This window comes from Planococcus lenghuensis, from assembly GCF_001999905.1.
In the GTDB taxonomy this organism is placed as follows: domain Bacteria; phylum Bacillota; class Bacilli; order Bacillales_A; family Planococcaceae; genus Indiicoccus; species Indiicoccus lenghuensis.
In genome coordinates this window covers 1,727,002-1,749,496 of the sequence record NZ_CP019640.1, presented here as the reverse complement: position 1 = coordinate 1,749,496, position 22,495 = coordinate 1,727,002, and the positions used below count along the sequence as shown (strand labels likewise).

Here is a 22,495-nt window from a genome sequence, read left to right as displayed (position 1 = left end):
AAATAGTCCCTCCATTTCTGTCTGTTTCAGCGATATAGAATTCGAAACTGAGATAATAATATGTTTATGGTCCTCAACAGTAGATGGGAATTTTCTTAGCTATGGGAACGTAAAAATCAGGAGATATTTGAACGATGAAAACGATGGGCAGAAGAAGAACTGATCCTCCCCCTTCCCCGGCGCTAGAGCTAGTAACGGATGCCATAGAAATAAGTTTGTTAAATGACGGTTTATACAATCATTACACTTTTTCAATAATAGCTTAATAGCAGCTTAACATTATTCTGGTAAAGTCTTTCCTGTAAGAAGAAATCACTTTTTGAGGAGGACTATAACAATGATTAACAAAAGACAGGGGAAAAAGCTACTACCCGCAATGGTTATTTCTTCACTTCTCGTCGGCGGTTTCGCTGCTGGTTATCCGGGAGCTGCTGCAAAAGGAGAAAACCCGGCCCAAAACCCAGAAACTGCAGTAAAAGAGGCAAACCAGAAGCAGGCCAAAATCAAAAACGTGATTTTCTTAATCGGTGACGGGATGGGGCCAGCCTACAATACTGCGTATCGGGCTTTTAAGGATAATCAAGCGACGCCTTATATGGAAAAAACGGCGTTCGATACATATCTGGTCGGGATGCAGCAGACCTATTCGTGGGATCCGGAACAGAGTGTGACCGATTCTGCCGCTGCCGCGACTTCCCTTGCAGCCGGCATTAAAACCTATAATGGCGCTATCGCAGTTGACATGGAAAAAAACGATGTGAAAACGGTACTGGAAACGGCTAAGGAAGACGGAAAAGCGACCGGTCTGGTGGCGACGTCCCAAATCAATCATGCAACCCCGGCTTCATTTGGTTCTCATGATGAGTCCCGGCACAACTACAATGACATCGCGGATGATTACTTTGATGACCTGGTGAACGGTGAACATAAGGTGGACGTTCTCTTAGGAGGCGGTACAAGTTATTTTGACCGGGCTGACCGGAACCTGACTGCCGAATTTGCGGAAGATGGATATGGCGTGGTGACGACCCGGGCAGAGTTGCTTAAGGACGAGAGTGACCAGCTCCTTGGCTTATTTGCTCCAAAAGGATTGGACAAAGCCATTGACCGAAATGAAGAAACCCCTTCCCTCGCCGAGATGACAGATGAAGCGCTCGAACGCTTAAGCGAGGACCAGGACGGATTCTTCCTGATGGTTGAAGGAAGCCAGATCGACTGGGCTGGCCATGATAATGATATCGTCGGAGCTATGAGCGAAATGGAAGACTTCGAGAAAGCATTTGCACGGGCCATTGAGTTTGCAGAACAGGATGAGCATACACTTGTCATCACAACCGCAGATCATTCTACTGGTGGTTTTGCGTTAGGCCGGGATGGCGAGTATAAATGGGATCCACGCCCTTTGCAGGCAGCGGAACGCACTCCTGACTTCATGGCGGCCCAGATAGCGGCAGGATCACCTGTGGAAGAGGTACTGGCTGAATACATCAACTTGGATTTGACTGCTGAAGAAGTCCAATCCGTCAAAGACGCTGCTGCCAGCGGGAAAGCTGTTGAAATCGATAATGCCATCGAACACATCTTTAACATTCGCTCCGGGACTGGCTGGACGACCGGCGGCCATACCGGTGTGGACGTCAATGTATATGCCTACGGGCCGCAGTGGGAAGAGTTTGTCGGCCTTCATGACAATCACATTCTTGGCCAAAAAGTAATGGAAGTCTTCAGTAACACAAGAAACGGAAAATAAGTGGTGGATGTCCCGTTGCTTTCCCGCAACGGGATTTTGTAAGGGTTTATAACGATAGGAGGAAATGATGTGCAATTTTCAGCTTTGGCATTGAGTCTCCTGTTAATAGCAGGCGGATGTTCAATTGCTTCAGACCAGGCAGAATCCACTGAGGAAACAGCGAATGAACAAACGAGTGAGATAAAGGATGCTGCCAACCAAGCGGCACAAAAACAAGTCCTGAATCATGTAGCCGCCAAAACTTATGTGAATAATCCACAGGCGCCCGAAACCCGATCACTGAAAGAAGTCGGACAAACCTTTACGGATGAAGATGGTTCAGTCACCCTTAAAGCCATCACAGACTACAGCGGGACCCATTCGATTGGGCCAGTGAAGTTAACGATAGCGGATATCAAAGTGATGAACTACTCACCTTCTCCAGACCTGATTGATTATTTTCATGGCTACACACACAGCGAAGATAACTTCAGCTATATCAAATTACAGGTTACGATAGAGAACACATCAGAACAGCTTGTGGATTTTGCACCAGTTTCCGTTTTGGAAACAAACGAGGGTGAGAAAAAAGACTTTGAAGATGATTTTTACCTTCAAAATTTATATGGTCAGCTCCAGTCCGGCGAAACAAAAATGGGTGAATTGGCATTCGTGTTGGAAAAGACGGACCTCGAAAACCTCAAATCAATTGCTATTCATACAAGTGATGTATTTGACGAGAAAAAGACCAGTTTACATGAAGGAGAAATCGTAGAGATTTCATTTTGATACGGGCGTGCCTCGCTCGCTAAAAAGCAAGGATAACCATAAACTAGCCAGTTGAATGAAGAGAGCCGAAACAAAATAGCATCACTTGTTGGACATGCACCTCATGATAGCGGGATGCATGTTTTTTATTTCAGCTTTTTATCTTGATGAATTTATAATTTTTTCTTTTATTAAAAAAGCATCATAAAAACTGCACCTATTGTTAATGGCAGCTCACAATAGAGTGCAGTGCAGGAAACAACTCTTTAACAGCAGTTCATTTACGTTCTTTCTTTTTTGTAACTTCAATGGCGGGTGTGTTGTTGTTTACGTAAAGAGGCGGAATCACATCCTTCGACTCTCCTTCTGAATAGAATTCATCATTAAGATCTGAATTCGCTTGATTGGTCTGACTTGGAGCCTCTGCTTCGCGTTCTTCTGTCCCGTCTGCTCTTTCATAAAATTCATCATTAAGTGCGCGATTGGCTTGTTCAGCCTCAGAACCGGAATGATTTTCATTTTTCCCTTTCACAACAATCCCTCCTTAAAATGAGAATGGTTAGTTTATTTTTCCCTGTCCATTCCATTCTAAACTGTACGAATTAAATACACGTGCTCAAAGAGAATAGAACAAGGAACAACGAAAAAATTCAACCGCCCTTCCCTCCTTCCAGAGTTCGTTTTACCATTAGGTGAAGAACCGGGGCCGAAATCTAGAATTATGCTGTAATTATCCCGTTTTATGAAAACCATAAAATATCTTTACATTTTCTTAACATTAGATTAATGAGTACTTAACAATACTTCAGTACAATCTAAATTGTAGCAACCAGCAGTAAACTCAGTAGTTTTATATAGATGGACTAACCAATTCTTGTTTTGGGTTTAAAAGGTGAGGTGGATTGCTCCTTCTTGCCTTTTTCTATGTATAGCAAAAAGGTAGTGAATATATGTACAGCCACCTTTTTAATGCCGTTAAAATGAAGATAAATCGAGTCGGAAAAGTTCGGAGGAAAAAGTCATGAGTGCAACAGTGAATGGCAATGCAATTTTCAAGGTAGAGGATTTGAACCTGTGGTATGGTGAGACGCAGGCATTAAAGAACATTAATATGGAAATCGTCCAAAACCAAGTGACCGCGGTAATCGGTCCTTCCGGGTGCGGCAAATCGACATTCGTAAAGACGTTGAACCGAATGGTTGAGACCGTTCCGTCTGTGCGTACATCCGGTGAAATCAAGTACCGCGACCAGGGAATATTCGATTCGAATTACTTGGTTGAGGAACTGCGGACACACGTCGGGATGGTATTCCAGAAGCCGAACCCTTTCCCAAAATCAATTTACGAGAACGTGGCATACGGGCCGAAAATCCACGGCATCAAAAAGAAGCAAGTGCTAGATGAAATCGTCGAGAGAAGCTTGAAAGGCGCCGCTATCTGGGATGAAGTGAAAGACCGGCTGCATGAAAATGCCTATGGCCTTTCCGGCGGTCAGCAGCAGCGGATCTGTATCGCCCGTTGCCTGGCGGTTGAACCGGACGTCATTCTGATGGACGAACCCACTTCCGCACTCGATCCGATTTCCACACTCAAAGTGGAAGAGCTGATCAGAGAGCTGAAACAGGATTACACGATCATCATCGTGACGCATAACATGCAGCAGGCGGCCCGGATTTCTGATAAGACGGCCTTCTTCCTGAACGGGGAAGTCATCGAGATGGATGAAACGGATAAGCTGTTCTCAAATCCGGAGGACAAGCGGACAGAAGACTACATCACAGGACGATTCGGATAAACGGAAACGGAGGAAATGAACCATGGCGAACAGAAGCAGTTTCGATAAGAGTTTGAGCGAATTACGGGAAGACATTAAACACATGGCCGGTATGACTCGGGACGCCTTAACCACCTCAGTTGTGAGCTTGAAGCAACAGGATATGGCACTCGCAGAAGAAGTCATCCAGAACGACAAAGCAATCAATGCGTTCGAAGAGAAGATCAACGAAAAGGCCATTTTGCTGATTGCGAAAGAACAGCCGCTGGCCACCGATTTGCGGAAGATCATCGTATCGCTGAAAATTTCAAGTGATATCGAGCGGATTGCGGATTTTGCCGTCAACGTGGCAAAAGCGACGAAACGGATCGGCGATGCGGAACTGGTCAAACCGATCATTCATATCCCGCAAATGGCCGATCTGGTGAATAAGATGCTGACGCAGGCGATTGACGCATATAAGTACGAAGACACGAAACTCGCCATCGATTCATCCAAGATCGATGACGAAGTGGATGCGCTCTATAAGGAATCCATCACAGAATTGATTGATATCGCAACCGAAGATAACACGCATATGGAACAAATTATGCAATTGGCGATGATTTGCCGCTATCTGGAACGGTCCGGTGACCATGTGACCAACATATCGGAAAACACCATTTATATGGTCAAGGGAATTAAAACCGACTTGAATACATGAAATCCGCTTGTTTAGAGCCTAAACTCCAAGCGTGCACCTGTTTTTTCATTATATGGGGATCCGCTCATCAGCAGGCTACAACCGCTGTCCGATCCCCTGCTCCATATAACTTGGGGTTATCTATCTCCCTTAGCAGTTAATGTTGCGCCGGCTGTAAGGGCTTCATTTGTTTGCATCATTGACTTCTATGGATTCTTTTATTTTCTTTATGTTTCTGAATCTAGGGAAGCAAAACTTTAATTTAGGATGAGTATAATGAAAAATGCATTAGTAATTGACAATCAATTTAACTTTCCCGGGAAAGATGTATTGAGCAATAAAGGCTATCATTTCAAGTACTTGTCCGACATTGAGTCTGCGTTAAAAAAATCGGCACACTCAGACATTTCTGGCGTTCTGATTTCGTTCGACCTTATCAAGCACAATATCGTTTCCATCCTCAGGGATATAAAGACTGCCTCTGCCGATAAACCATTGATTGTCTATGCAGCAGATAATGACGAGCTGAACACCATCCTGATGATCGAAGCAGGTGCTGATGAAGTGCTGTCGAAGGATATGAACACCCGCGAAGCACAGGCCCGGGTAATGAAACTGTTCAATATTTATCAGAAGCTGGCAAGTTTCGGGACTACTACTCAATTAATGCAGACGGAATGCATCCACATCCATGAATTCAAACTCTATCCGGGCAGTTATGAAATCAGCAAAAATGAACAAGTGATCGAACTGACTCCTCGCGAATTTTTCACATTACTGTTCTTGTATGAAAACAGAGGAGAAATTGTCACGAGAGAAGATATTATGAAAGAGCTTAAAAATACATTCGGAAAAACAAGCGGCAATAAGCGGATTACCGACATGTTTATCTCGAATATCCGCAATAAACTTGGCCTGGACTGCTCAACCTCCTTTAACATCGTAACCGTCCGAGGAAGAGGCTATTACTTAAAATTCAACAGCCCTACTTAAAGCAATGAGTCCTGTGCTCATATGTTGATCCCATTATCAACTGTTCTTAATAGAGACCGAACGGGTTTGCATCTCGTTCGTTTTTTCTGCTTACCATCTCCAGTCTATCCCTTCACTTTATCTTGCTCCCCTCTTTTAATTCACCGGTTTATATAACTTGGACTATATGTGCACAGAACGCGGAAAGCCTCTACACTAACTGTTCTCTCACTCGGTAGAGACTGCCGGAAATAAGCATACAGCTTATTTACCGGTTACAGGAACAATTTTCATTTATTCTTTCATTATTCTACGAAACCTATGCGCTTTCCGACGATTCGTATTAACTCGAGGTGTTGTGTCCGAGTGATTTTGACACATTGCGATCCCCTTAGCTACGTTCCTTTGTTGTTTTGCTTGATTTTAAAATCAGAAGAAAGCCTTCTGATCGCTTCTTTCCTTGATGTTGTGTTTGGGGAGTAAAACATATTGGAATAGAACACAGAGAAAACCCATGCCACCCCGTCAGTCAATCTGCGGAGTGGCATGGGTTTCTTTTTGCCAATCAATTTTCAGATGTTTTGAAGAACAATTAAACTAACTTCTAGTCGACAGACTTTTGGCTGTAGTTGGAAGGACTATCGAATAAGTCATTTTAAAACACGTAAAGAGGTGATAGGAAATCGTATATTCGATTTTTGGACTCGGGTGAGCTTAGTATCTGTGCTGGAACTTGTTTCGGATCCAGACAGCGATAGCGTTCATGGCCAACAGGATGACGAGCAGGACGATGATACCTGCACCAGCGACGAATTGCCATTCCGGCTGCGGCCGAATGATCCAGCTGTAGATCTGGATCGGCATCGCTGTGTAATTGGCGAACAGTGAATCAGGAATCGAATAAATCGTCGTGGCAGCACCGACGACAATCAATGGAGCAGTTTCCCCGATCGCCCGGGACAGCGCAAGAATGGATCCTGTCAGGATACCGGGAACCGAAGCCGGCAACACGATCGTCCAGATGGTCTGCCATTTGCTTGCACCCATACCGGTAGAGGCCTCCCGCAAGTCATTCGGCACGGCCCGGATCGCCTCTTGGGATGCGACGACAATGACCGGCAGAATCAGCAGGCTCATCGTGAGTGCCCCGGCGATCAAGGTGTAGCCCATGCCGAACAAATACACGAAGAACGTCAGGCCGAGCAGGCCGAATACGATCGACGGAACGCCCGCCAGGTTCTGGACGTTCACTTGAATGAACCGGGTGAACCGGTTCTTCGCTGCATATTCCTCCAAATACAATGCCGTAGAAACACCCAGGATGACCGCGATTGGCGCAGTCAGAAGCATTAGGAAGACAGAGCCCATGATGCCGGCCAGAAATCCGGCTTCTTCTGGAAACGGAGCCGGGAAGCTGGTGAGGAAATCGAAGTTCAAATAGCCGATTCCTTGCGTCAGAACCCGGTAGATCAGCAGCGCCAGAAAGACTAACCCTACCAGCGTCGCCACTAAGAATAGGTACTTCAGCCCCTTATTGAGCGTCACTCTTCCTTTTATGCGTTTGGCTGTGGATGCCGTTTCTTTCGAAGCCATTAGTAATCCTCCTTAAACTTCCGGACAATATATTGCGACAAGAGATTCATCGCGAATGTGAACACGAACAGCGTCATACCGACAGCGTAAATGCTGTAATAGATGGTGGAACCGAACGAAGTATCCCCGGTTGCTCCCTGCACGATGAATGACGTGAGCGTCTGGATGGATTCCAGCGGATTGAATGTCAGGTTCGGGGAAGCCCCGGCAGCGATGGTAACGATCATGGTTTCGCCGATCGCCCTGGATATACCGAGGACGACAGACGCCACGATTCCGGAAAGCGCGGCAGGCACCACGACTTTGAACGTGGTCTCCAATTTCGTCGCGCCCATGGCAAGAGCACCTTCGCGCAGTGAATTCGGAACCGCGTTCATGGCGTCTTCCGACAGGGATGCGATCATCGGGACGATCATGATGCCGACCACGATGCCGGCGCTTAACGCGTTGAACACGAGCAGGCCTGGAATCAGGCTCTGCAGGATCGGTGTGACGAATGTAAGGGCAAAAAAGCCATAGACGACAGTCGGAATGCCGGCCAGCACTTCCAGCACCGGCTTGATCACTTTCCGGGTCCGCGGGGTTGCGTACTCACTTAAATATACCGCCGACGCGAATCCAAGCGGCAGGGCAACAGCGATTGCGATTAGCGTGATGAGCAGTGTACCGGCAATCAGTGACAGCACTCCAAAGCTTCCGGTCCAAGGCGACCAGTGGGCACTCAGGAAAAACTCGGCAAACGACACTTCGCTAAAAAATACGATAGACTCCCGCAGCAGGGTGAAAAAAATGCCGACTGTCGTCAGGACAGAGATGACAGCACTGATAAGCAAAAATGTCGGAATGAGAGATTCCGTCGTTTTCCGCACGTTTCTTTTTTGCTTGTTCTGTTGGATCATCAGTTGAACAGATTTTGCTTGATTCGTTGTAGATTCCATCTTTACCCTCTTTTTGTTAAGACATAATGCAGGAGTGAGTCTTTCCTCCTGTGTTCATGAGCTGCTTCGTTATTGAACTTCCTGACGCAAAGCAAGGGCAGGGTCAAATCACCGATTTCTAGGCGACCTGACCCTTTCCCTTATTGTGCACTTCGTTTATTCGGCTTCTGCGCCGATGAGGTCTGTGACTTCGTCCAGCTGCTCTTGATACATTTCTTCCGGCAGCGCTACGTAGCCGACTTGTTCAGCTGCTTCTCCAGCATTTTCTAACATAAAGACCGTGAAATCCGCTACTTGCGGCTTCGTTTTCAGTGCTTCGTTATTTACATATGTGAACAGCGGGCGGGACAGTGGTGTGTAAGAGCCATCCTGGATCGTTTCCGGGCTTGGCAATACGGCTTCTCCGCCCTCTTCAGCGATTCCGAGCACTTTCAGCGTATCCTGGTTGGCTTCATAATACGCATAACCAAAGAATCCGATCGCGTACGGGTTACCTTGAATACCTGTGACGAGTGTGTTGTCATTTTCACTGAGCGTGACATTTTCGCCTTCCCGCATCGGCTGTTCTTCCAGGATTACTTCATTGAAGTAATCGAACGTTCCGGAATCATGACCCGGGCTGAAAATGACAATCTCTTCATCCGGCCATTCCGGGTTGATGTCCGACCACGTTGTGACATCGCTGTCCGCCACGAAAATTTCTCTCAGCTGCTCGACTGTCAATTCCTCGACGAAGTCGTTTTGCTGGCTGACCACGATGGATAGTCCATCATAAGCGAGTTCGAGTTCTGTATATTCAATTCCATTTTCTTCAGCGAGGGCGATTTCATCTTCCGCGATCGGCCGGGACGCATTACTGAAGTCGGTTTCACCAAGTGTGAACCGTTCGAATCCGCCGCCGGTACCGGATGTATTCAATACCGTTTCCACTTCCGGCTGGGTTTGATTATATAAGTAAGTGATTGCTTCCATAATCGGTTGAACCGTGGAGGAACCGTCAAGCAGCACTTCACCTGAAACTTCCGCGCCCTCAGCCGCGCCTTCTTCCGTAACTGGCTCTTCTCCACATCCAGCAAGAACGCCGGCTGACAGTGTAAGCGGTACTGCTAAATTCAACCATTTCATTTTCTTCATTATTTTTCCCCCTAGAAATTCGAGTTTGTTATCTGCTGTTCGTAACTACAGTAGCATCTTAGCATTTTCATGTTAAGGAACGATGAACCTTATGTAAAGTTATTGTAAATTATATTTTAAACAGTAAACTTCTGAAAGCTTGCTTCCTTTGTCGTGCTTAACCGAATTTATCGATATTCAACATGCTCCTCTCTCTTCAAAACTTCTTATAATTTGTTTTAAGATTAAGACTTTCGGCCCCATTGAAATGCGGGTCTAATCTTTTAAATTAAAAAAGTAGCTGTCCTGAGGAAAAGTTTTTCCAATCTAACTAAAAACTTCCCTAATGGAGCTTCATGGAGAATCGACTTTCATCTTACTGTGGAACCCAATTATTTGCTTCTTCCGAATGATTCCTGAATAATAACGAGACGTAAGGAAGAGATGGTTTCGTTTGGTGAGGGAAAAGAAGCTGATGGTTAAACAGGTTGTTAAGAGTTCTTGTTCTATCAGAAAAAGCAGTACAATTATTTAGGAAGAGGTGGACCGTTCATGAAAAAATGGCTGATTTTCGTTGCCCTGCTCGTACTCGCATTTGTGCTTGTGGCATGTGGCGAAGAAGAAGCAGTGGAACCTGCAGAAGAAGAAGTGGTTGAAGAAGCCGTAGAGGAAGAAACGCCTGAAGAAGCCGTCGCTGAAGGAACTGGCGAAGCATTCACGATCGGTGTCATCCCGGCACAGACAGTAGGCGAATTGCAGAGCGCAATCGACAAGCTGCAGGCTGTATTAGACGAAGCACTTCCGCAAGATGTAGCCGTTGAAGTTTACCCGGACTATAACGGCGTTGTTGAAGCGATGAATTTCGACCAGATTGATATGGCTTACCTCGGGCCGTTAACATACGTCATCGCTCAGGAACAAAGCAATGCGGAAGCCATTGTGACACAGCTCGTTGACGGTGAACCATTCTATCATTCGTATATCATCACACAGGCGGACAACGAAGCGGAAACGCTCGATGACCTGCTCGCGAATCCTGGTGAAGTTGATTTCGCATTCGGTGACCCGAACTCGACTTCCGGTTCACTGATTCCGTCAATCGAGCTTCAAAAGCGCGGTGTATACACGGATGAGGACGACTATGAATTCAATTCCGCTCAGTTTACTGGTTCGCATGATGCAACTGCATTAGCCGTTCAGAATGGACAAGTGACCGCCGGAGCCATCGACTCGGCGATCTACAATCAGCTGGTTGAAGAAGGCACCATCAATCCGGACGAAGTAAAAGTCATTTGGGAATCCGACCAATTGTTTCAGTACCCGTGGGCTGTGACAGAAGAAACAAGTAATGAAACAATTGCGGCAATCCGGGAAGCTTTCCTCGCGATTGAAGATCAGGAAATTTTGGATGCTTTCGGTGCAGACGGCTTTACAGAAGCTTCACCGGAAGATTATGAAAGCATCCGGCAGGCAGCGATCCAGCAGGGCATTATCGAAGAATAGAGTTGATTGGGAACCTAGTTTTGAAAAAGTACTATCATAGCGGCCGTTTTGCTAATTGAAAGGATCTACTTCAGTATGCAGCTGACAGAGCTGACTTGATTGCTGCTACGGGAACAGCCAAGTAAATTTTGATAGCAATCCGCTTAACTTTATTCGAGCTGAACTCGTGAAACCTATGGTTCCAAACCACGGCATCAGCTTGTGGTTAACATTTAATCGAATGGGATGAATTGCATGGTTAAAAGTCCATGAGTAGTCGACTTTACAAGAGTCGCGTACGACTCTTCCAACCCATATGTCATCACCGCTAATTCCGTATCAGACAGCAAATCGGTAATTCTGACATTCGATGACGGGCCCGGTAAGTTTTTGACGCAAATTCTTGATATCTTAAAGAAGGAACAAGTGCCGGCCATGTTCTTTTGGCAGACACGCCTTTTGTATCCGCAACGTCCGTGGCAGCGTGTGCTGAATGAAGGACATGTGATCGGTTCTCACACAGTGCAGCATGTAGACTTGACGAGACGGTCAGGTGTCGAGCAGCTGCGGGAGATCCAGAGAAGCCTTGAGCAGATTGAAATGGTGACAGGCAGACGCCCTCGCTATTTCCGGCCGCCTTTCGGTCAGTATAATACTAATACCATTACAGCGCTCAGGGAGCTGGACGTGTTACCTGTCATGTGGCGAATTGCCTCACTTGATTGGGAACTAAAAAATGATTCCAGGCAAATCATTTCAAATGTCACCGACAATTTAGAGGATGGTGCGATCATTTTACTGCATGAGCTTCAGCAAACAGTGGATGTACTACCTGAATTGATTCAAGCCATCAAATCTCAAGGGTACCGTTTCAAACTGCTGGATACCAATTGAACAAAAAGGTGCCACCGCAATCGCGATGGCACCTTTTTACATTGACTTCGATAAGAGTTCTGGCGAAAAATCAATAGGTCCTTAAATTAAGACTGGGCGAAATCTTTCAACGGTTCTTCCGGCATAAATCCGACGGAACGATTTACTTCTTCGCCGTCTTTAATTAAAACTAGCGTCGGGATACTCTGAACACCAAACTGCTGAGTTAATTTTGGAGATTGATCAACATCGACTTTATAAAAATCAACTGAATCAAGCTGTTCAGCTACACTTGAGACCACCGGTCCCAATTGACGGCAGCCCGGTCACCAATCCGCTCCAAATTCTAGGATAACGGGCTTAGTCATATTCTCCACAAGACCAGTATATTCTTCTGCATTAATCGTTTTAGCCATTTTTCAATCCTCCTTCTAGTCTCTATAACTCAAACTGTTTGTTCAGTCGAATGGCTGTTCCTAGTAACATTCAACTTTTCTGCTTTAAGCCGGTCAATCAGAGTAAACGAATTTCAATCAAATTCATTAGCCGTCTCTAAAGCTGGTTATAGATCTCCCTCTTTAAAGGGGAACAGATTTGTTTAGAGCATGTAGGTGATATCCGATGCAGCAGTGGGATACGCAAACAGCATCCTTTTCAAATCGCCAGTCGGGATATCGAATTGAATCGCAGTCGCAAAATGGTTGATCAGTTCATCCGCCTCATGCCCCAGCAGATGAGCCCCGACAATCCGGTCCTTTTCCTGGTCGATTAGGATCTTGGCATAAGCCACTGGTTGTCTAGTCCGCTTATACGTAAACCAGTCGGTGAGTTCCATCGCATTCACTTTATAATCGATGCCTTTTTCGTCCGCTTCCATCTCCGAAAGGCCGACAGAAGCCAGTTTCGGCAGGGTGAACACACTGGTCGGCATGACCTGCCCGGCCGCCGTGCGGTGGTTGCCTTTCAGCATGTTGGAGCAAACAATATGCGATTCCATGCCGGCCACAGGCGTCAGCGGCTTCCCTTGTGTAGCCGCTACGTCTCCGGCTGCGTAGACATTCGGATTGCTCGTACTCTGCAGGAATTCATTCACGTCAATCCCTTTCCGGCCGGCATTGATATTCGCTTGTTCAAGGTCCAGCGAGGCGATGTTCGGAGTTCTGCCGGCCCCGTGGATCACCAGTCCCGCTTCGAATGCCTTCGTTTCATCCCCCTGCTGACCAATTACGCTAAAACTGTCAGCTGTTTGCTGGATTTCCTTCACATCCGTCCCAAGCTGCAGGTCGATGCCGATTTCCCGCGAATAATCGACCAGCCGGCTCACCAAGTCACTGTCGAATCCGGCCAGCGGCTGGTCTCCCCGGTGGAGAATCCGCACATTCGCGCCGGCTCTTCTTGCGATATGGGCGAATTCGAAGGAGATATAGCCGCCCCCGACAAACAGGATATTCGCCGGCAATTCGTCCAGTTCCAGGAACTCATCGCTGTAGGTGAAATGCTCGCTTCCCTCGATTGGAAGTCGGGCTGGGCTTGCGCCTGTTGCAATAAGAATTTTCTTCCCTTGAAGCGTCTCATCGTTCACCTGCAGTGTATCTTCAGCGATAAACGCGGCGTGGCCATGGTACGTGTCGATTCCCCGCTCGTTAAAACTTTTCACGCGCCTTTCCGGCACATCTTCGGTAAATGTGCGCTTGAACTGCATCAGACCACGCCAGCTGATGCGCGTGTCGCCCGCAAGGCCGAATCCCTCGAGCCGTTCCACTCCGTCCAAGTATTCTGTGACGCCCACCATGACCTTCTTCGGGTCACAGCCTCTGAGCGCACAAGTGCCGCCAAACGGCAGCTCATCGATCATCGCCACTGACCATCCCGCTTCCCGGCACTTGCCGGCTGTCACGGAACCCGCTGTTCCGCTCCCAATAACAATCAAATCGTATTCCTTTGCCAACTCATTCGCTCCCTTCCTTATTCCGCTACAGTTCCTATTCCACTGTTAACTTCCGAACAAACTGTGTACCTTGTCCCCGGTTTGTGGCATGCTGAACTTCTGGTCAAAATAAAAAGAAACGCCTTGCTGTACGGCAAGACGTTTCTGTGAAGATCGGCTTTTTTATCCTGCACAGCAGGATAACTTGCTGACGTCTTTATCGAGGGTGATGGCGGCCAGTTTCAGCCCTTCAGCCATCGTCAGATATGGCGCCATGGAATTCTTCAGGTCATCTGCCGTCAGCCCGAACTGCACCGCGAGTGTTGCGCCGTAAATCACATCCCCGGCGTTCTCAGCTACCACATGGGCCCCGATGATTTTCTGCGATCCGTTATCGACGATGAGTTTGAAGACGCCGTTCGTTTTGTGGTTCACGAGCGCTCTCGGCACGTTTTCAAGCGGCAGGACCGATGTCTTCACGTCGATTCCCCGGTTCCTCGCCTGCTGTTCCGTCAGCCCGACAGTCGCGATGGACGGATTCGTGAACGTCACACCCGGCACAAAACGCAGATCCACTTTCTTAGTGGCCGAATCCAAGGCATTTTCAACCACGACACCACCTTCGTAGGCGGCGACATAGACAAACTGAGGGCCGAGTGTCACATCCCCGGCCGCGTAGACAGTCGGACTGCTCGTCTGCAGATAGTCATCAACTACGATTTCTCCTCTTTTGCCGGTTTCCACACCGGCTGCCGTTAGGTTGAGCGTCTCTGTGTTCGGCCGTCGGCCCGCTGCGACCAGTACCTGATCGGCTTCAATGATCCGCTCTTCCCCATTCACTTCAAGGTAGACCTTCTTCGTTTCTCCATCCTGTTCCACTTTCTTGTACGTGACGCCGGTCATGAAATTCAGCCCCTGTTTCGTCAGGGCTTTATCCACCGCTTCGGAAATTTCCGGATCGTATTCCTTCAGGAGCCGGTCGCTGCGCTGCATCAGCGTCACGTCCGATCCCAGGTTACGGAACAGCTGGCCCAGTTCCATGGCGATGTAGCCGGAACCGATGACGGCCAGTTTCTCCGGCACTTCCATCAACTCCAAGGCTGTCGTGCTGGTCAGGAAGTCCACATCTTTCAGTCCGGGAATCGGCGGAACGAATGGCGCGGCGCCCGTCGAGACCAGGAACTTGCCAGCGGTGTACTGTTGTCCGTTCACTTCAACCGTCCGCTCATCCACGAAGGCGGCCTCTCCCCGGATCAGGTCGAAACCGTAGTCATCGATAAGATCAATGTACTTCTGCTGTCTCATCCCTTCGACGAGTTCGTCTTTCTGGCTGGTCAACGCTGCGAGATCCACCTGCCCTGCTTGTGTATCCAGTCCGGCAAACGGGTGCTGGTCAGCCAGGTGATTGATCTCTCCGGCGCGAAGCAAGGTCTTGGAGGGCACACAGCCGATATTGACGCAAGTTCCGCCGATGGTCCCCCGTTCGACCATCGCCACGTTCGCCCCTTTCTCCACTGCTTTGATGGCGGCAGAAAAGGCGGCCCCGCCTGAACCGATGATGAGCAGATCATAGTCAGCGGAGGGATTGCCGGAAAACGTTATCTGTTCTCCAGGTTTGACTTCCGCTTCACCTGCCGGATAGCCGGCTTCATCGACGGCCTGTTTTGCATCCACAAAGCGCTCCTCCTCAATCTCGAACGTCGCCTGCCCCCGGCGGTAATCAGCTTTTGCGTTTTCCGCTCCCTGGCTTTCCAGTGCTTCCGTCACCTGGTTCTCACAGTCTGTACAGGTCATGCCGCTCACCTGGAGTGTTACGTTGATTTTACCGTTCGTCATGCTTTAAACCCCTTTCTGTTTTGAATCGAATTGATTGAATTTCCGTGTCAACAACAGTCAGGCAACTAGCCCCTAATCGTCTTCTCTTCCCCGACCATGAGACTATCGATCACCGGGCACGCATGCAGTTCCTTTTCATCGGGACAGCGTTGTTTCAAGTCATTTAGGATGAACGCCACGCGCTGTAGGTCAGCAATCCGTTTCTGTACTTCCTCTTCTTTTTCAGCGACAAACTCATACATGTCGGCACATCGCACAGCGTCTTTGTCGACGACACCCAGTAACCGATGAATTTCACTTAACGAAAAGCCAAGTTCCTGCAGACGCTTGATGAACCCAATCCGTTTTACCGTTTGTTCCGAATAGATCCGGTAGCCGGAATCGTTCTTTTCCGGCTGCTGCAGCAGATTTTTCCGTTCGTAATACCGGATGGTCTCCCTGTTAATTCCACAGGTGTCGGCCAGTTCTCCGATTTTGTATCTCATCATTCTCATTTCACCTCACTTCCACTCTAAACCATGTACGTTGGTACATGGTCAAGTCTAACAACACAAATTTGGGCAATGGTTACTTCTAAGCTACCCATTCATAAGGTTCTTTTCATTTAAAAAGCACAGATGGTTGAACTAAGCCACCTGCACCACTGTTAATTCTGCTCGATACATAAACTCTGATAAATCGTAATATGTAAATCCGCTTCTACTCGGAATTCTTATTTCAAAGTCTTACGGCACAGTCTTTTGAATATATCATTTTTTCAAGAAATTCTTTTGTTTTTAATTTTGAGAGAAACCAATATTCTGTTGAGGCTGGCCAGTATAGCGTGCTTGAAGTGAAGCTTCAAATAGAAGGAGCGGGGAATTTCCTGGCTACTTATTAATAATGCATGCAGACTTTTCAGAATGTATATATGATAAAAAATCGAGGAATGTGGCAGTTAACCGTCTGTAATTTAGGGTAAGAGTAAATGCAGAAGATTTTTAACATCCAAGAGGGGGATTCAATGAAGAAAGAAAGATTAGTCGATTACAAGATTTTTATTCCGGCATTATTGGTTGTTAGTGCAATTAGTATAACGTTTGCGTTATATGAAAAAAGGTCGCTGAATGTGCTGAACTCTATTTTTACGACGATTGTCGAAGTATTCAGCTGGGGTTATCTCTGGTATGGAATCCTCCTGGTGGCCGCTGCATTATTTTTCTCTTTCTCGAAATACGGAAAAGTAGTTCTGGGAAATCCTGAAGATAAGCCTCGCCTGACCCTTTTTGAATACGCTTCAATCCTTATCGCAATGGGAATTGGGTCCACAATCATGCGGACCGGCATGCTACAATGGACGTCGGTTGCAAACAACCCACCAGTCGGAATTGAAGCAGGTTCTCCTGAATCGATCTTAATGGGGAATGCTTATAGTATGTTCCTTTGGGGCTTCCAAGTTTTTGCGATATTCGTGATGATAGCCCCTGCCGCCGCTTATGTGCTACATGTTAAAAAAGCGGCCAATGATGCGAATTTCAGAAGCTGCCCGAGTAATCCTCGGTGATAAACTGACAGATGGATGGGCCGGCAAAGTGCTTGATGTCCTATTCCTGTTAAGTATATTGATGGGAGCTGCGGTTACTCTGGGGCTCGGCGCACCGATTGTTACATATAACCTTTCTGCTCTTTTAAATATCGAAGTAACATTTGGCCTTACATTAATTGTTACTGTAGTCTCGGTATTGTTGTTCTCAGCCAGTGCATATCTGGGTATTGAGAAAGGGATTAAGCGCCTGAGTACTTTCAATATTTATTTGGCTGGAGCATTCGGCCTTTTCATCCTGGTTGCCGGTCCTGGAGTCTTTATCCTGAATTACTTTACTGATAGTATTTCTTTCCTTTTCGGCAACTATCTCAACTTCTCGATGAATACGGATTCGGTTTACCAGGGAGCTGCTTCGCATATTCAAAACAATACGGTCTTCTGGTTTGCCTATAGTGCAACCTGGGCCATGCTTCACAGCGTTTTCGCAGCAAAAATTTCAAGAGGACGAACAATTAAAGAAATGCTCCTTACATATTTGCTGACTCCTACTTTATTGTCCTGGATTGCGACAGGAATATTGGGAGGTTTAAGGCGCCCGCTTGGAACAGGACCGGTGTGCGCTGCGGGGAAGGTTCGGATAAATGGGCGCCCGGCACTTTAAAATACTCACCGTGGTGCTCGATATCATGAACCTTCATGTCATTTTGAATGCGTTCAAGTAAAGCCGTTTTTTCGCCATGATGATTGCCTCCTTTTTCTGCTTGTTTAACTTCCGATCCGCTGACAATAGAAAAAGCCCTCTTCTCTCAAAGAAAATGAGAAAAGAAGGCTAGATATACGCGGACCTGCTTCTCTTATCTCCCAAGAAAAAATCCTGCTGGAGTTAGCACCTTTCTGACTAAGTCAGAGGTTGCTGAAGCGTCAACGGGCCAGTCCCTCGGCTTCTCTTGATAAGAAGGTTATGAAATTAATACCTATCATAGTGCTATGAATTACAGAAGTCAATAGTTAATGATAAAGAAACAAGGATCATCACCAAAATTTGGGGATGACAGCCGATTACTCGGTTTCCAGACGGATTCTTAGGAAAAAGTCGGCATCGTTCCGATAGCCGTAGCCCCGTCTTTTTAGAAGATTGATCTTGGTAGTCGTCCCTTCCACGACCCGTTAGATAAAGGGGGAAAATGGTCTCCAGTAATGCGGCTTCCCGGAAAATTAGAATCTTCGCGATTTTGGCTGTCGCCCTGCATTCATGGAATTGATATCGCGCAGCCGCCGGCTCACCGTCCAAGCATCGGTCGATGAAACAGGAAAGGCGGTCTCGAGACCACTTGAGAATCCTGCGACTTTAGGCGAGGGAAGCCGATGGTAGTCCGAAAAGCGCCATCACTGCCAGTCGTCTTGATTATCCATGGAGTGAATTTAAATTAAGATTGATAAATTTTAATGAATAGAATTAAGAGAGGAGACCGATGAATTCTAACTCGTCTTTGAAATTTTCATTTATCTTCAACGCGCTACTAAAATTCCATGCTTAACGCATGAGTTGAGGAACAAGTACATCATTTAGTTTTCGTTCAATGAAATGACCCCATTTTTCAAATTCAACTAGGAATCCGTCGTGGCCATAGTCTGTTTCAATTACTTGCCATGAAGCCTTGGATTGCTTTTCAAGCCAGGGAATCATCAACTCGCTCGGATACAGCAAGTCCCGTGTGAAAGACAAAGAAAAAATGTCGGCCTGGATTGTCGAATCTTCAAGATCGTGCGAATTCATTGCTTTTAGTAAAATCAGGTACGAATTTGCATCAAAGCGATCCGCCATTTTTCCCCCTTGGTAGTCGAGATAAGATTGGATCTCGAATTGTTCATCCGTCTGTAATCGCTGAAAGCGATTATTAAATAACTTCCCGCTGCGGTACGTAACTATTCCCATCATCCGGGCTAATTCCAATCCTTTTAAAACAGCGGACTCTTTGTAATCTCCCTGATTAAAATCAGGATCGTTTTCAATCGCTTGGACCCCGATATGGTTGAAGGCAACTCCATAATCGCTGTATGCAGGGGTGACGGCCAAAGGAAGGAGGGCATCCAGAAATTCCGGATATAATCTCCCCCACTCCAGTGTTTTCATACCGCCAAGCGACCCGCCGATCACTGCCGTCAAATGATTGATTCCCAATGCTTTTAAAGCTGCATATTCGGCCCGGACCATATCCCGGATTGTGAGATTCGGAAAAGCGCCTTTGTATGGCTCTCCTGTCTCAGGGTTAATCGATAAAGGCCCTGTGGATCCGTTACATCCGCCGAGAACATTAAAGGTGATCACTTGAAAAACCTCTGTATCCACCGATTTGCCCGGTCCAATCAACCCTGACCACCAGCCGGGATTTTCTTCTGATCCAACAGCGTACTGGTCACCTGTCAACGCATGGCATACAAGGATAACCGGTGCATTTTCATGTCCGCACCGTTCGTATGCCAACTCCACTTCATGCAAGATCAGTCCTGACTCCAATGTGAGTGATCCAATAGATACGGTGGTCATGTCGCACCCCCTTTAGATGTTTTCCAGAACTGCTGCCTGAATCGCTTGTTCCAGATCATTGATGAGGTCGTCCGTATTTTCAAGCCCGACAGACAATCGGATCAGTTCTTCTGTAACTCCTGAAGCTTTTAACTCTTCTTCATTCAATTGCTGATGAGTCGTAGATGCAGGATGAATAATTAAGGATTTTGCATCCCCGACATTCGCCACGTGCGACCATAAATTGACACTATCAATCACTTTTCGTCCGGCTTCACGGCCGCCTTTGATGCCAAAGTTCACAATGGAACCAAATCCGTTATTCTTCAAGTATTTTTTCGCCAGTTGATGGGAAGGATGATCTTCAAAACCGATGAAATTCACCCATTCCACTTGCGGGTGCTGTTGCAGATAATCCGCTACCACCTGCGCATTGCTCGCATGCTTTGGAAGCCGAAGGTGCAATGTTTCCAATCCTTGCAGTAAAGCATGGGCGCTGTCTGCACTTAACGTCGGACCAAAATCCCGTAGTAACTGAACGCGCAATTTTGTTGCGAATGCCGCTTCTGGCGCATCGATGCCAAACCGGATACCATGGTAAGTAAGATCCGGCTCCGTGTAATTCGGGAAGCGGGGATTATCCCAGTTGAATTTCCCGGAATCGACTGCGACTCCGCCAATTGTAGTACCATGGCCGCCAATCCATTTTGTCGCAGAGTGAATGACCACATCTGCACCGAATTCAATCGGGTTGCTGCCGTATGGCGTAGCGAATGTGTTATCAATCAGTAATGGAACCCCATTGGAATGCGCAATTTCCGCTACTTTTTCCACATCAAAAACATTCAGGCTCGGATTGCCAATCGTTTCGCCGAAGAACAACTTCGTTTTGTCAGTGACTGCTTCCCGGAAATTCTCCGGATCTGTTGCATCGACAAATTTAGTGGTGATGCCATAACGCGGCAATGCGTTTGCAAGTAAGTTATATGTTCCGCCGTATAAATTGTAATCAGCGACGATTTCATCGCCAGCTTCGGCAATATTTAAAATGGAAAAGGCAATAGCCGCCATGCCGGAGGCAAATCCAACTGCCGCAGTTCCGCCTTCAAGGAGTGCTATCCGCTGCTCGAATACATCCACAGTCGGGTTCATGATTCGCGAATAGATATTTCCTGTATCTTTTAAGCCGAACAGGTCTTGTGCATGTTGAGTATCTTTGAATACATAAGAAGTCGTTTTATGAACGGCAACTCCCCGTGCACCGGTTACCGGATCAGGTTCTTGTCCTCCGTGGAGCAGAAGTGTTTCGGGTTTATAGTTTGTCATGATTTATTCCTCCTGGTTTATGTTTTTAGTGTACTAAAACTTAACGTGTTCCTGTGACTGGTATACGGGCATATCGCTTGCCTGGATGCCGATCCGGAAGGCGATCACCTTCACCGAACAGACTGTCGCGGAGAGAACTCCCTTCGTACTCTTTTCGTACGAGCCCGCGTTCCTGAAGAATCGGTACGACCAGTTCGATGAAATCTTCGAACGTACCCGGTGTAATGGCATAGGCGATGTTAAAACCATCCACGCCTGCTTCATTCACCCATTTTTCAAGCGTGTCGGCGATCTGTTCCGGAGAGCCGATCGTGTATGGGCCAAGTCCGCCGATGCCGACAAATTCTTTGATATCGTTCACGGTCGGCTTCTTGCCAGGGATGATTTTTGTGAAATTCTCAAGCGCTGATTGGATGGCATCATTTTCAATGTATTCCAGCGGCTGATCCGGCGCGTAACCGGACAAGTCAATGCCGGTCCAACCACCGAATAAAGCGAGCGCGCCTTCGTGACTGATGTGCTTTTTGTAGTCATTGAATTTTTCCTGCGCTTCTTCTTCTGTTCTCCCGACAATCGGCGTAAGCAGCGTAAGGACTTTCACATCATCCCGGTTGCGGCCTGCCCGTTCCGCTTCAGCCCGAATTTTCTCGACAGATTGCTTGGCGGCCTCGATATTCGGAGGGCCGATAAAGACGCATTCGGCATGCTTCCCGGCGAATGCCACGCCTTTTTTGGAAGCCCCCGCCTGATAGAGGACAGGTGTGCGCTGCGGCGATGGTTCCGTCAAGTGAGCGCCCGGTACTTTGTAATATTTCCCTTCGTGCTGAATATCGTGGACCTTGTCGGGATCCGTATAGATGCCATTTGCTTTATCAAGGACAACCGCGTCATCTTCCCAACTGCCTTCCCACAATTTATAGGCAACTTCCAAATACTCTTCTGCGATATCATAGCGCTCATCATGCTTGATTTGATCTTCTCTGCCGATATTGACGGCGGCACTTTTCAGATAGGAAGTGACGATATTCCATCCGACGCGACCTTTTGTCAGATGATCGAGTGTCGACATCCGGCGCGCGAATGTATACGGGTGTTCATGTGTAACGGAAGCCGTCACCCCGAAACCGAGGTGCTTTGTCACAGCCGACATCAGTGGCACGACCAGCAGCGGATCATTGACCGGCGACTGTGCCCCCTGCCGGACAGCGGCATCCCGCGAACCATTGTAAACATCATAGGTGCCGAGGACGTCTGCAATAAAAACGGCATCGAAATTGCCTTTCTCCAGAAGCTTCGCCAATTCAATCCAGTATTCGCTGTCTTTATACTTATGGGATTCATCGTCTGGATGCGTCCATAGCCCTGGCGATTGATGCCCTGCACAATTCATATCAAAAGCGTTTAAATAAATCCGTTTATTCGTCATGGTT

General features: G+C 47.2%; 19 protein-coding genes, 1 pseudogene and 1 riboswitch. Of the genes and pseudogenes, 8 read left to right on the top strand and 12 right to left on the bottom strand.

Annotation, left to right across the window (positions count from 1 at the left end; genetic code table 11):
• Positions 1-337 precede the first annotated feature (337 nt).
• The gene (locus B0X71_RS08915) at positions 338-1,750 is read left to right on the top strand and encodes an alkaline phosphatase (RefSeq protein WP_077589082.1); all 1,413 of its coding nucleotides are present in this window, start codon (positions 338-340) and stop codon (positions 1,748-1,750) included.
• A 69-nt stretch (positions 1,751-1,819) separates the two neighbouring features.
• Positions 1,820-2,518 carry a hypothetical protein gene (locus B0X71_RS08910; RefSeq protein WP_077589081.1) on the top strand — a complete coding sequence of 233 codons (699 nt, stop codon included), beginning with the start codon at positions 1,820-1,822 and terminating at the stop codon, positions 2,516-2,518.
• A 256-nt stretch (positions 2,519-2,774) separates the two neighbouring features.
• Here the strand turns inward: B0X71_RS08910 and B0X71_RS08905 are convergent, their stop codons facing one another.
• Positions 2,775-3,029 carry a hypothetical protein gene (locus B0X71_RS08905; protein WP_077589080.1) on the bottom strand — a complete coding sequence of 85 codons (255 nt, stop codon included), beginning with the start codon at positions 3,027-3,029 and terminating at the stop codon, positions 2,775-2,777.
• 489 nt (positions 3,030-3,518) lie between these two features.
• On the opposite strand from B0X71_RS08905, the gene pstB reads away from it, so the two are divergent.
• The 3 genes from pstB to B0X71_RS08890 all read left to right on the top strand — a co-directional run bounded on the left by pstB (position 3,519) and on the right by B0X71_RS08890 (position 5,946).
• Positions 3,519-4,292: a phosphate ABC transporter ATP-binding protein PstB gene (gene pstB, locus B0X71_RS08900; RefSeq protein ID WP_077589079.1), complete on the top strand. Its 774-nt coding sequence runs from the start codon at positions 3,519-3,521 to the stop codon at positions 4,290-4,292.
• Positions 4,293-4,314: 22 nt separating this feature from the next.
• A complete protein-coding gene (gene phoU, locus B0X71_RS08895) occupies positions 4,315-4,974 on the top strand; it encodes a phosphate signaling complex protein PhoU (RefSeq protein WP_077589078.1) in 660 nt (219 codons plus the stop codon).
• Between the two features lie 255 nt (positions 4,975-5,229).
• The gene (locus B0X71_RS08890) at positions 5,230-5,946 is read left to right on the top strand and encodes a response regulator transcription factor (protein WP_198038714.1); all 717 of its coding nucleotides are present in this window, start codon (positions 5,230-5,232) and stop codon (positions 5,944-5,946) included.
• A gap of 693 nt (positions 5,947-6,639) precedes the next feature.
• Here B0X71_RS08890 and pstA read toward each other — a convergent pair.
• From pstA to B0X71_RS08875, 3 genes are all read right to left on the bottom strand, one after another.
• The gene (gene pstA / locus B0X71_RS08885; protein WP_077589076.1) at positions 6,640-7,518 is read right to left on the bottom strand and encodes a phosphate ABC transporter permease PstA; all 879 of its coding nucleotides are present in this window, start codon (positions 7,516-7,518) and stop codon (positions 6,640-6,642) included.
• On the bottom strand, positions 7,518-8,456 hold the full coding sequence (gene pstC / locus B0X71_RS08880; RefSeq protein ID WP_077589075.1) for a phosphate ABC transporter permease subunit PstC: 939 nt from the start codon (positions 8,454-8,456) through the stop codon (positions 7,518-7,520). The genes pstA and pstC overlap by 1 nt, the downstream gene beginning before the upstream one ends.
• 156 nt (positions 8,457-8,612) lie before the next feature.
• The gene (locus B0X71_RS08875) at positions 8,613-9,590 is read right to left on the bottom strand and encodes a PstS family phosphate ABC transporter substrate-binding protein (RefSeq protein WP_077589074.1); all 978 of its coding nucleotides are present in this window, start codon (positions 9,588-9,590) and stop codon (positions 8,613-8,615) included.
• Between the two features lie 531 nt (positions 9,591-10,121).
• Here B0X71_RS08875 and phnD point away from each other — a divergent pair.
• Positions 10,122-11,072, top strand: a complete 951-nt coding sequence (gene phnD / locus B0X71_RS08870; RefSeq protein WP_077589073.1) for a phosphate/phosphite/phosphonate ABC transporter substrate-binding protein — start codon at positions 10,122-10,124, stop codon at positions 11,070-11,072.
• A 300-nt stretch (positions 11,073-11,372) separates the two neighbouring features.
• A complete protein-coding gene (locus B0X71_RS08865) occupies positions 11,373-11,945 on the top strand; it encodes a polysaccharide deacetylase family protein (RefSeq protein WP_269750112.1) in 573 nt (190 codons plus the stop codon).
• Between the two features lie 86 nt (positions 11,946-12,031).
• Here the strand turns inward: B0X71_RS08865 and B0X71_RS08860 are convergent, their stop codons facing one another.
• The 4 genes from B0X71_RS08860 to merR all read right to left on the bottom strand — a co-directional run bounded on the left by B0X71_RS08860 (position 12,032) and on the right by merR (position 16,172).
• Complete coding sequence (locus tag B0X71_RS08860) at positions 12,032-12,235, bottom strand: thioredoxin family protein (RefSeq protein WP_077589071.1); 204 nt, start codon at positions 12,233-12,235, stop codon at positions 12,032-12,034.
• Between the two features lie 287 nt (positions 12,236-12,522).
• Positions 12,523-13,872 (bottom strand): dihydrolipoyl dehydrogenase family protein, encoded by a 1,350-nt coding sequence (locus B0X71_RS08855; RefSeq protein ID WP_077589070.1) that lies wholly within the window; start codon positions 13,870-13,872, stop codon positions 12,523-12,525.
• Positions 13,873-14,034: 162 nt separating this feature from the next.
• Complete coding sequence (gene merA / locus B0X71_RS08850) at positions 14,035-15,687, bottom strand: mercury(II) reductase (RefSeq protein WP_077589069.1); 1,653 nt, start codon at positions 15,685-15,687, stop codon at positions 14,035-14,037.
• A 65-nt stretch (positions 15,688-15,752) separates the two neighbouring features.
• Positions 15,753-16,172 (bottom strand): mercury resistance transcriptional regulator MerR, encoded by a 420-nt coding sequence (gene merR, locus B0X71_RS08845; RefSeq protein ID WP_077590951.1) that lies wholly within the window; start codon positions 16,170-16,172, stop codon positions 15,753-15,755.
• 518 nt (positions 16,173-16,690) lie between these two features.
• Between merR and B0X71_RS08840 the strand changes: the two are divergent.
• Positions 16,691-17,801: pseudogene (locus B0X71_RS08840) on the top strand (BCCT family transporter); the annotation flags it as partial.
• Positions 17,802-18,063: 262 nt separating this feature from the next.
• Positions 18,064-18,169: riboswitch (SAM riboswitch) on the bottom strand.
• Between the two features lie 102 nt (positions 18,170-18,271).
• Here the strand turns inward: B0X71_RS08840 and B0X71_RS20885 are convergent.
• The 4 genes from B0X71_RS20885 to B0X71_RS08825 form a co-directional block, all read right to left on the bottom strand.
• On the bottom strand, positions 18,272-18,373 hold the full coding sequence (locus B0X71_RS20885; protein ID WP_156889825.1) for a transposase: 102 nt from the start codon (positions 18,371-18,373) through the stop codon (positions 18,272-18,274).
• A 373-nt stretch (positions 18,374-18,746) separates the two neighbouring features.
• Complete coding sequence (metX, locus tag B0X71_RS08835) at positions 18,747-19,760, bottom strand: homoserine O-acetyltransferase MetX (RefSeq protein WP_077589068.1); 1,014 nt, start codon at positions 19,758-19,760, stop codon at positions 18,747-18,749.
• A gap of 12 nt (positions 19,761-19,772) precedes the next feature.
• On the bottom strand, positions 19,773-21,065 hold the full coding sequence (locus B0X71_RS08830; protein WP_077589067.1) for an O-acetylhomoserine aminocarboxypropyltransferase/cysteine synthase family protein: 1,293 nt from the start codon (positions 21,063-21,065) through the stop codon (positions 19,773-19,775).
• Between the two features lie 40 nt (positions 21,066-21,105).
• Complete coding sequence (locus tag B0X71_RS08825) at positions 21,106-22,491, bottom strand: LLM class flavin-dependent oxidoreductase (protein WP_077589066.1); 1,386 nt, start codon at positions 22,489-22,491, stop codon at positions 21,106-21,108.
• Positions 22,492-22,495 lie beyond the last annotated feature (4 nt).

What these genes read in the sequence shown, in the direction of transcription:
- B0X71_RS08915 (WP_077589082.1), top strand. Translation starts at nt 338, where the DNA reads ATGATTAACAAAAGACAGGGGAAAAAGCTACTACCCGCAATGGTTATT.
- pstB (WP_077589079.1), top strand. Translation starts at nt 3,519, where the DNA reads ATGAGTGCAACAGTGAATGGCAATGCAATTTTCAAGGTAGAGGATTTG.
- phoU (WP_077589078.1), top strand. Translation starts at nt 4,315, where the DNA reads ATGGCGAACAGAAGCAGTTTCGATAAGAGTTTGAGCGAATTACGGGAA.
- B0X71_RS08890 (WP_198038714.1), top strand. Translation starts at nt 5,230, where the DNA reads ATGAAAAATGCATTAGTAATTGACAATCAATTTAACTTTCCCGGGAAA.
- pstA (WP_077589076.1), bottom strand. Translation starts at nt 7,518, where the DNA reads ATGGCTTCGAAAGAAACGGCATCCACAGCCAAACGCATAAAAGGAAGA.
- pstC (WP_077589075.1), bottom strand. Translation starts at nt 8,456, where the DNA reads ATGGAATCTACAACGAATCAAGCAAAATCTGTTCAACTGATGATCCAA.
- B0X71_RS08875 (WP_077589074.1), bottom strand. Translation starts at nt 9,590, where the DNA reads ATGAAGAAAATGAAATGGTTGAATTTAGCAGTACCGCTTACACTGTCA.
- phnD (WP_077589073.1), top strand. Translation starts at nt 10,122, where the DNA reads ATGAAAAAATGGCTGATTTTCGTTGCCCTGCTCGTACTCGCATTTGTG.
- merA (WP_077589069.1), bottom strand. Translation starts at nt 15,687, where the DNA reads ATGACGAACGGTAAAATCAACGTAACACTCCAGGTGAGCGGCATGACC.
- merR (WP_077590951.1), bottom strand. Translation starts at nt 16,172, where the DNA reads ATGAGATACAAAATCGGAGAACTGGCCGACACCTGTGGAATTAACAGG.
- metX (WP_077589068.1), bottom strand. Translation starts at nt 19,760, where the DNA reads ATGACCACCGTATCTATTGGATCACTCACATTGGAGTCAGGACTGATC.
- B0X71_RS08830 (WP_077589067.1), bottom strand. Translation starts at nt 21,065, where the DNA reads ATGACAAACTATAAACCCGAAACACTTCTGCTCCACGGAGGACAAGAA.
- B0X71_RS08825 (WP_077589066.1), bottom strand. Translation starts at nt 22,491, where the DNA reads ATGACGAATAAACGGATTTATTTAAACGCTTTTGATATGAATTGTGCA.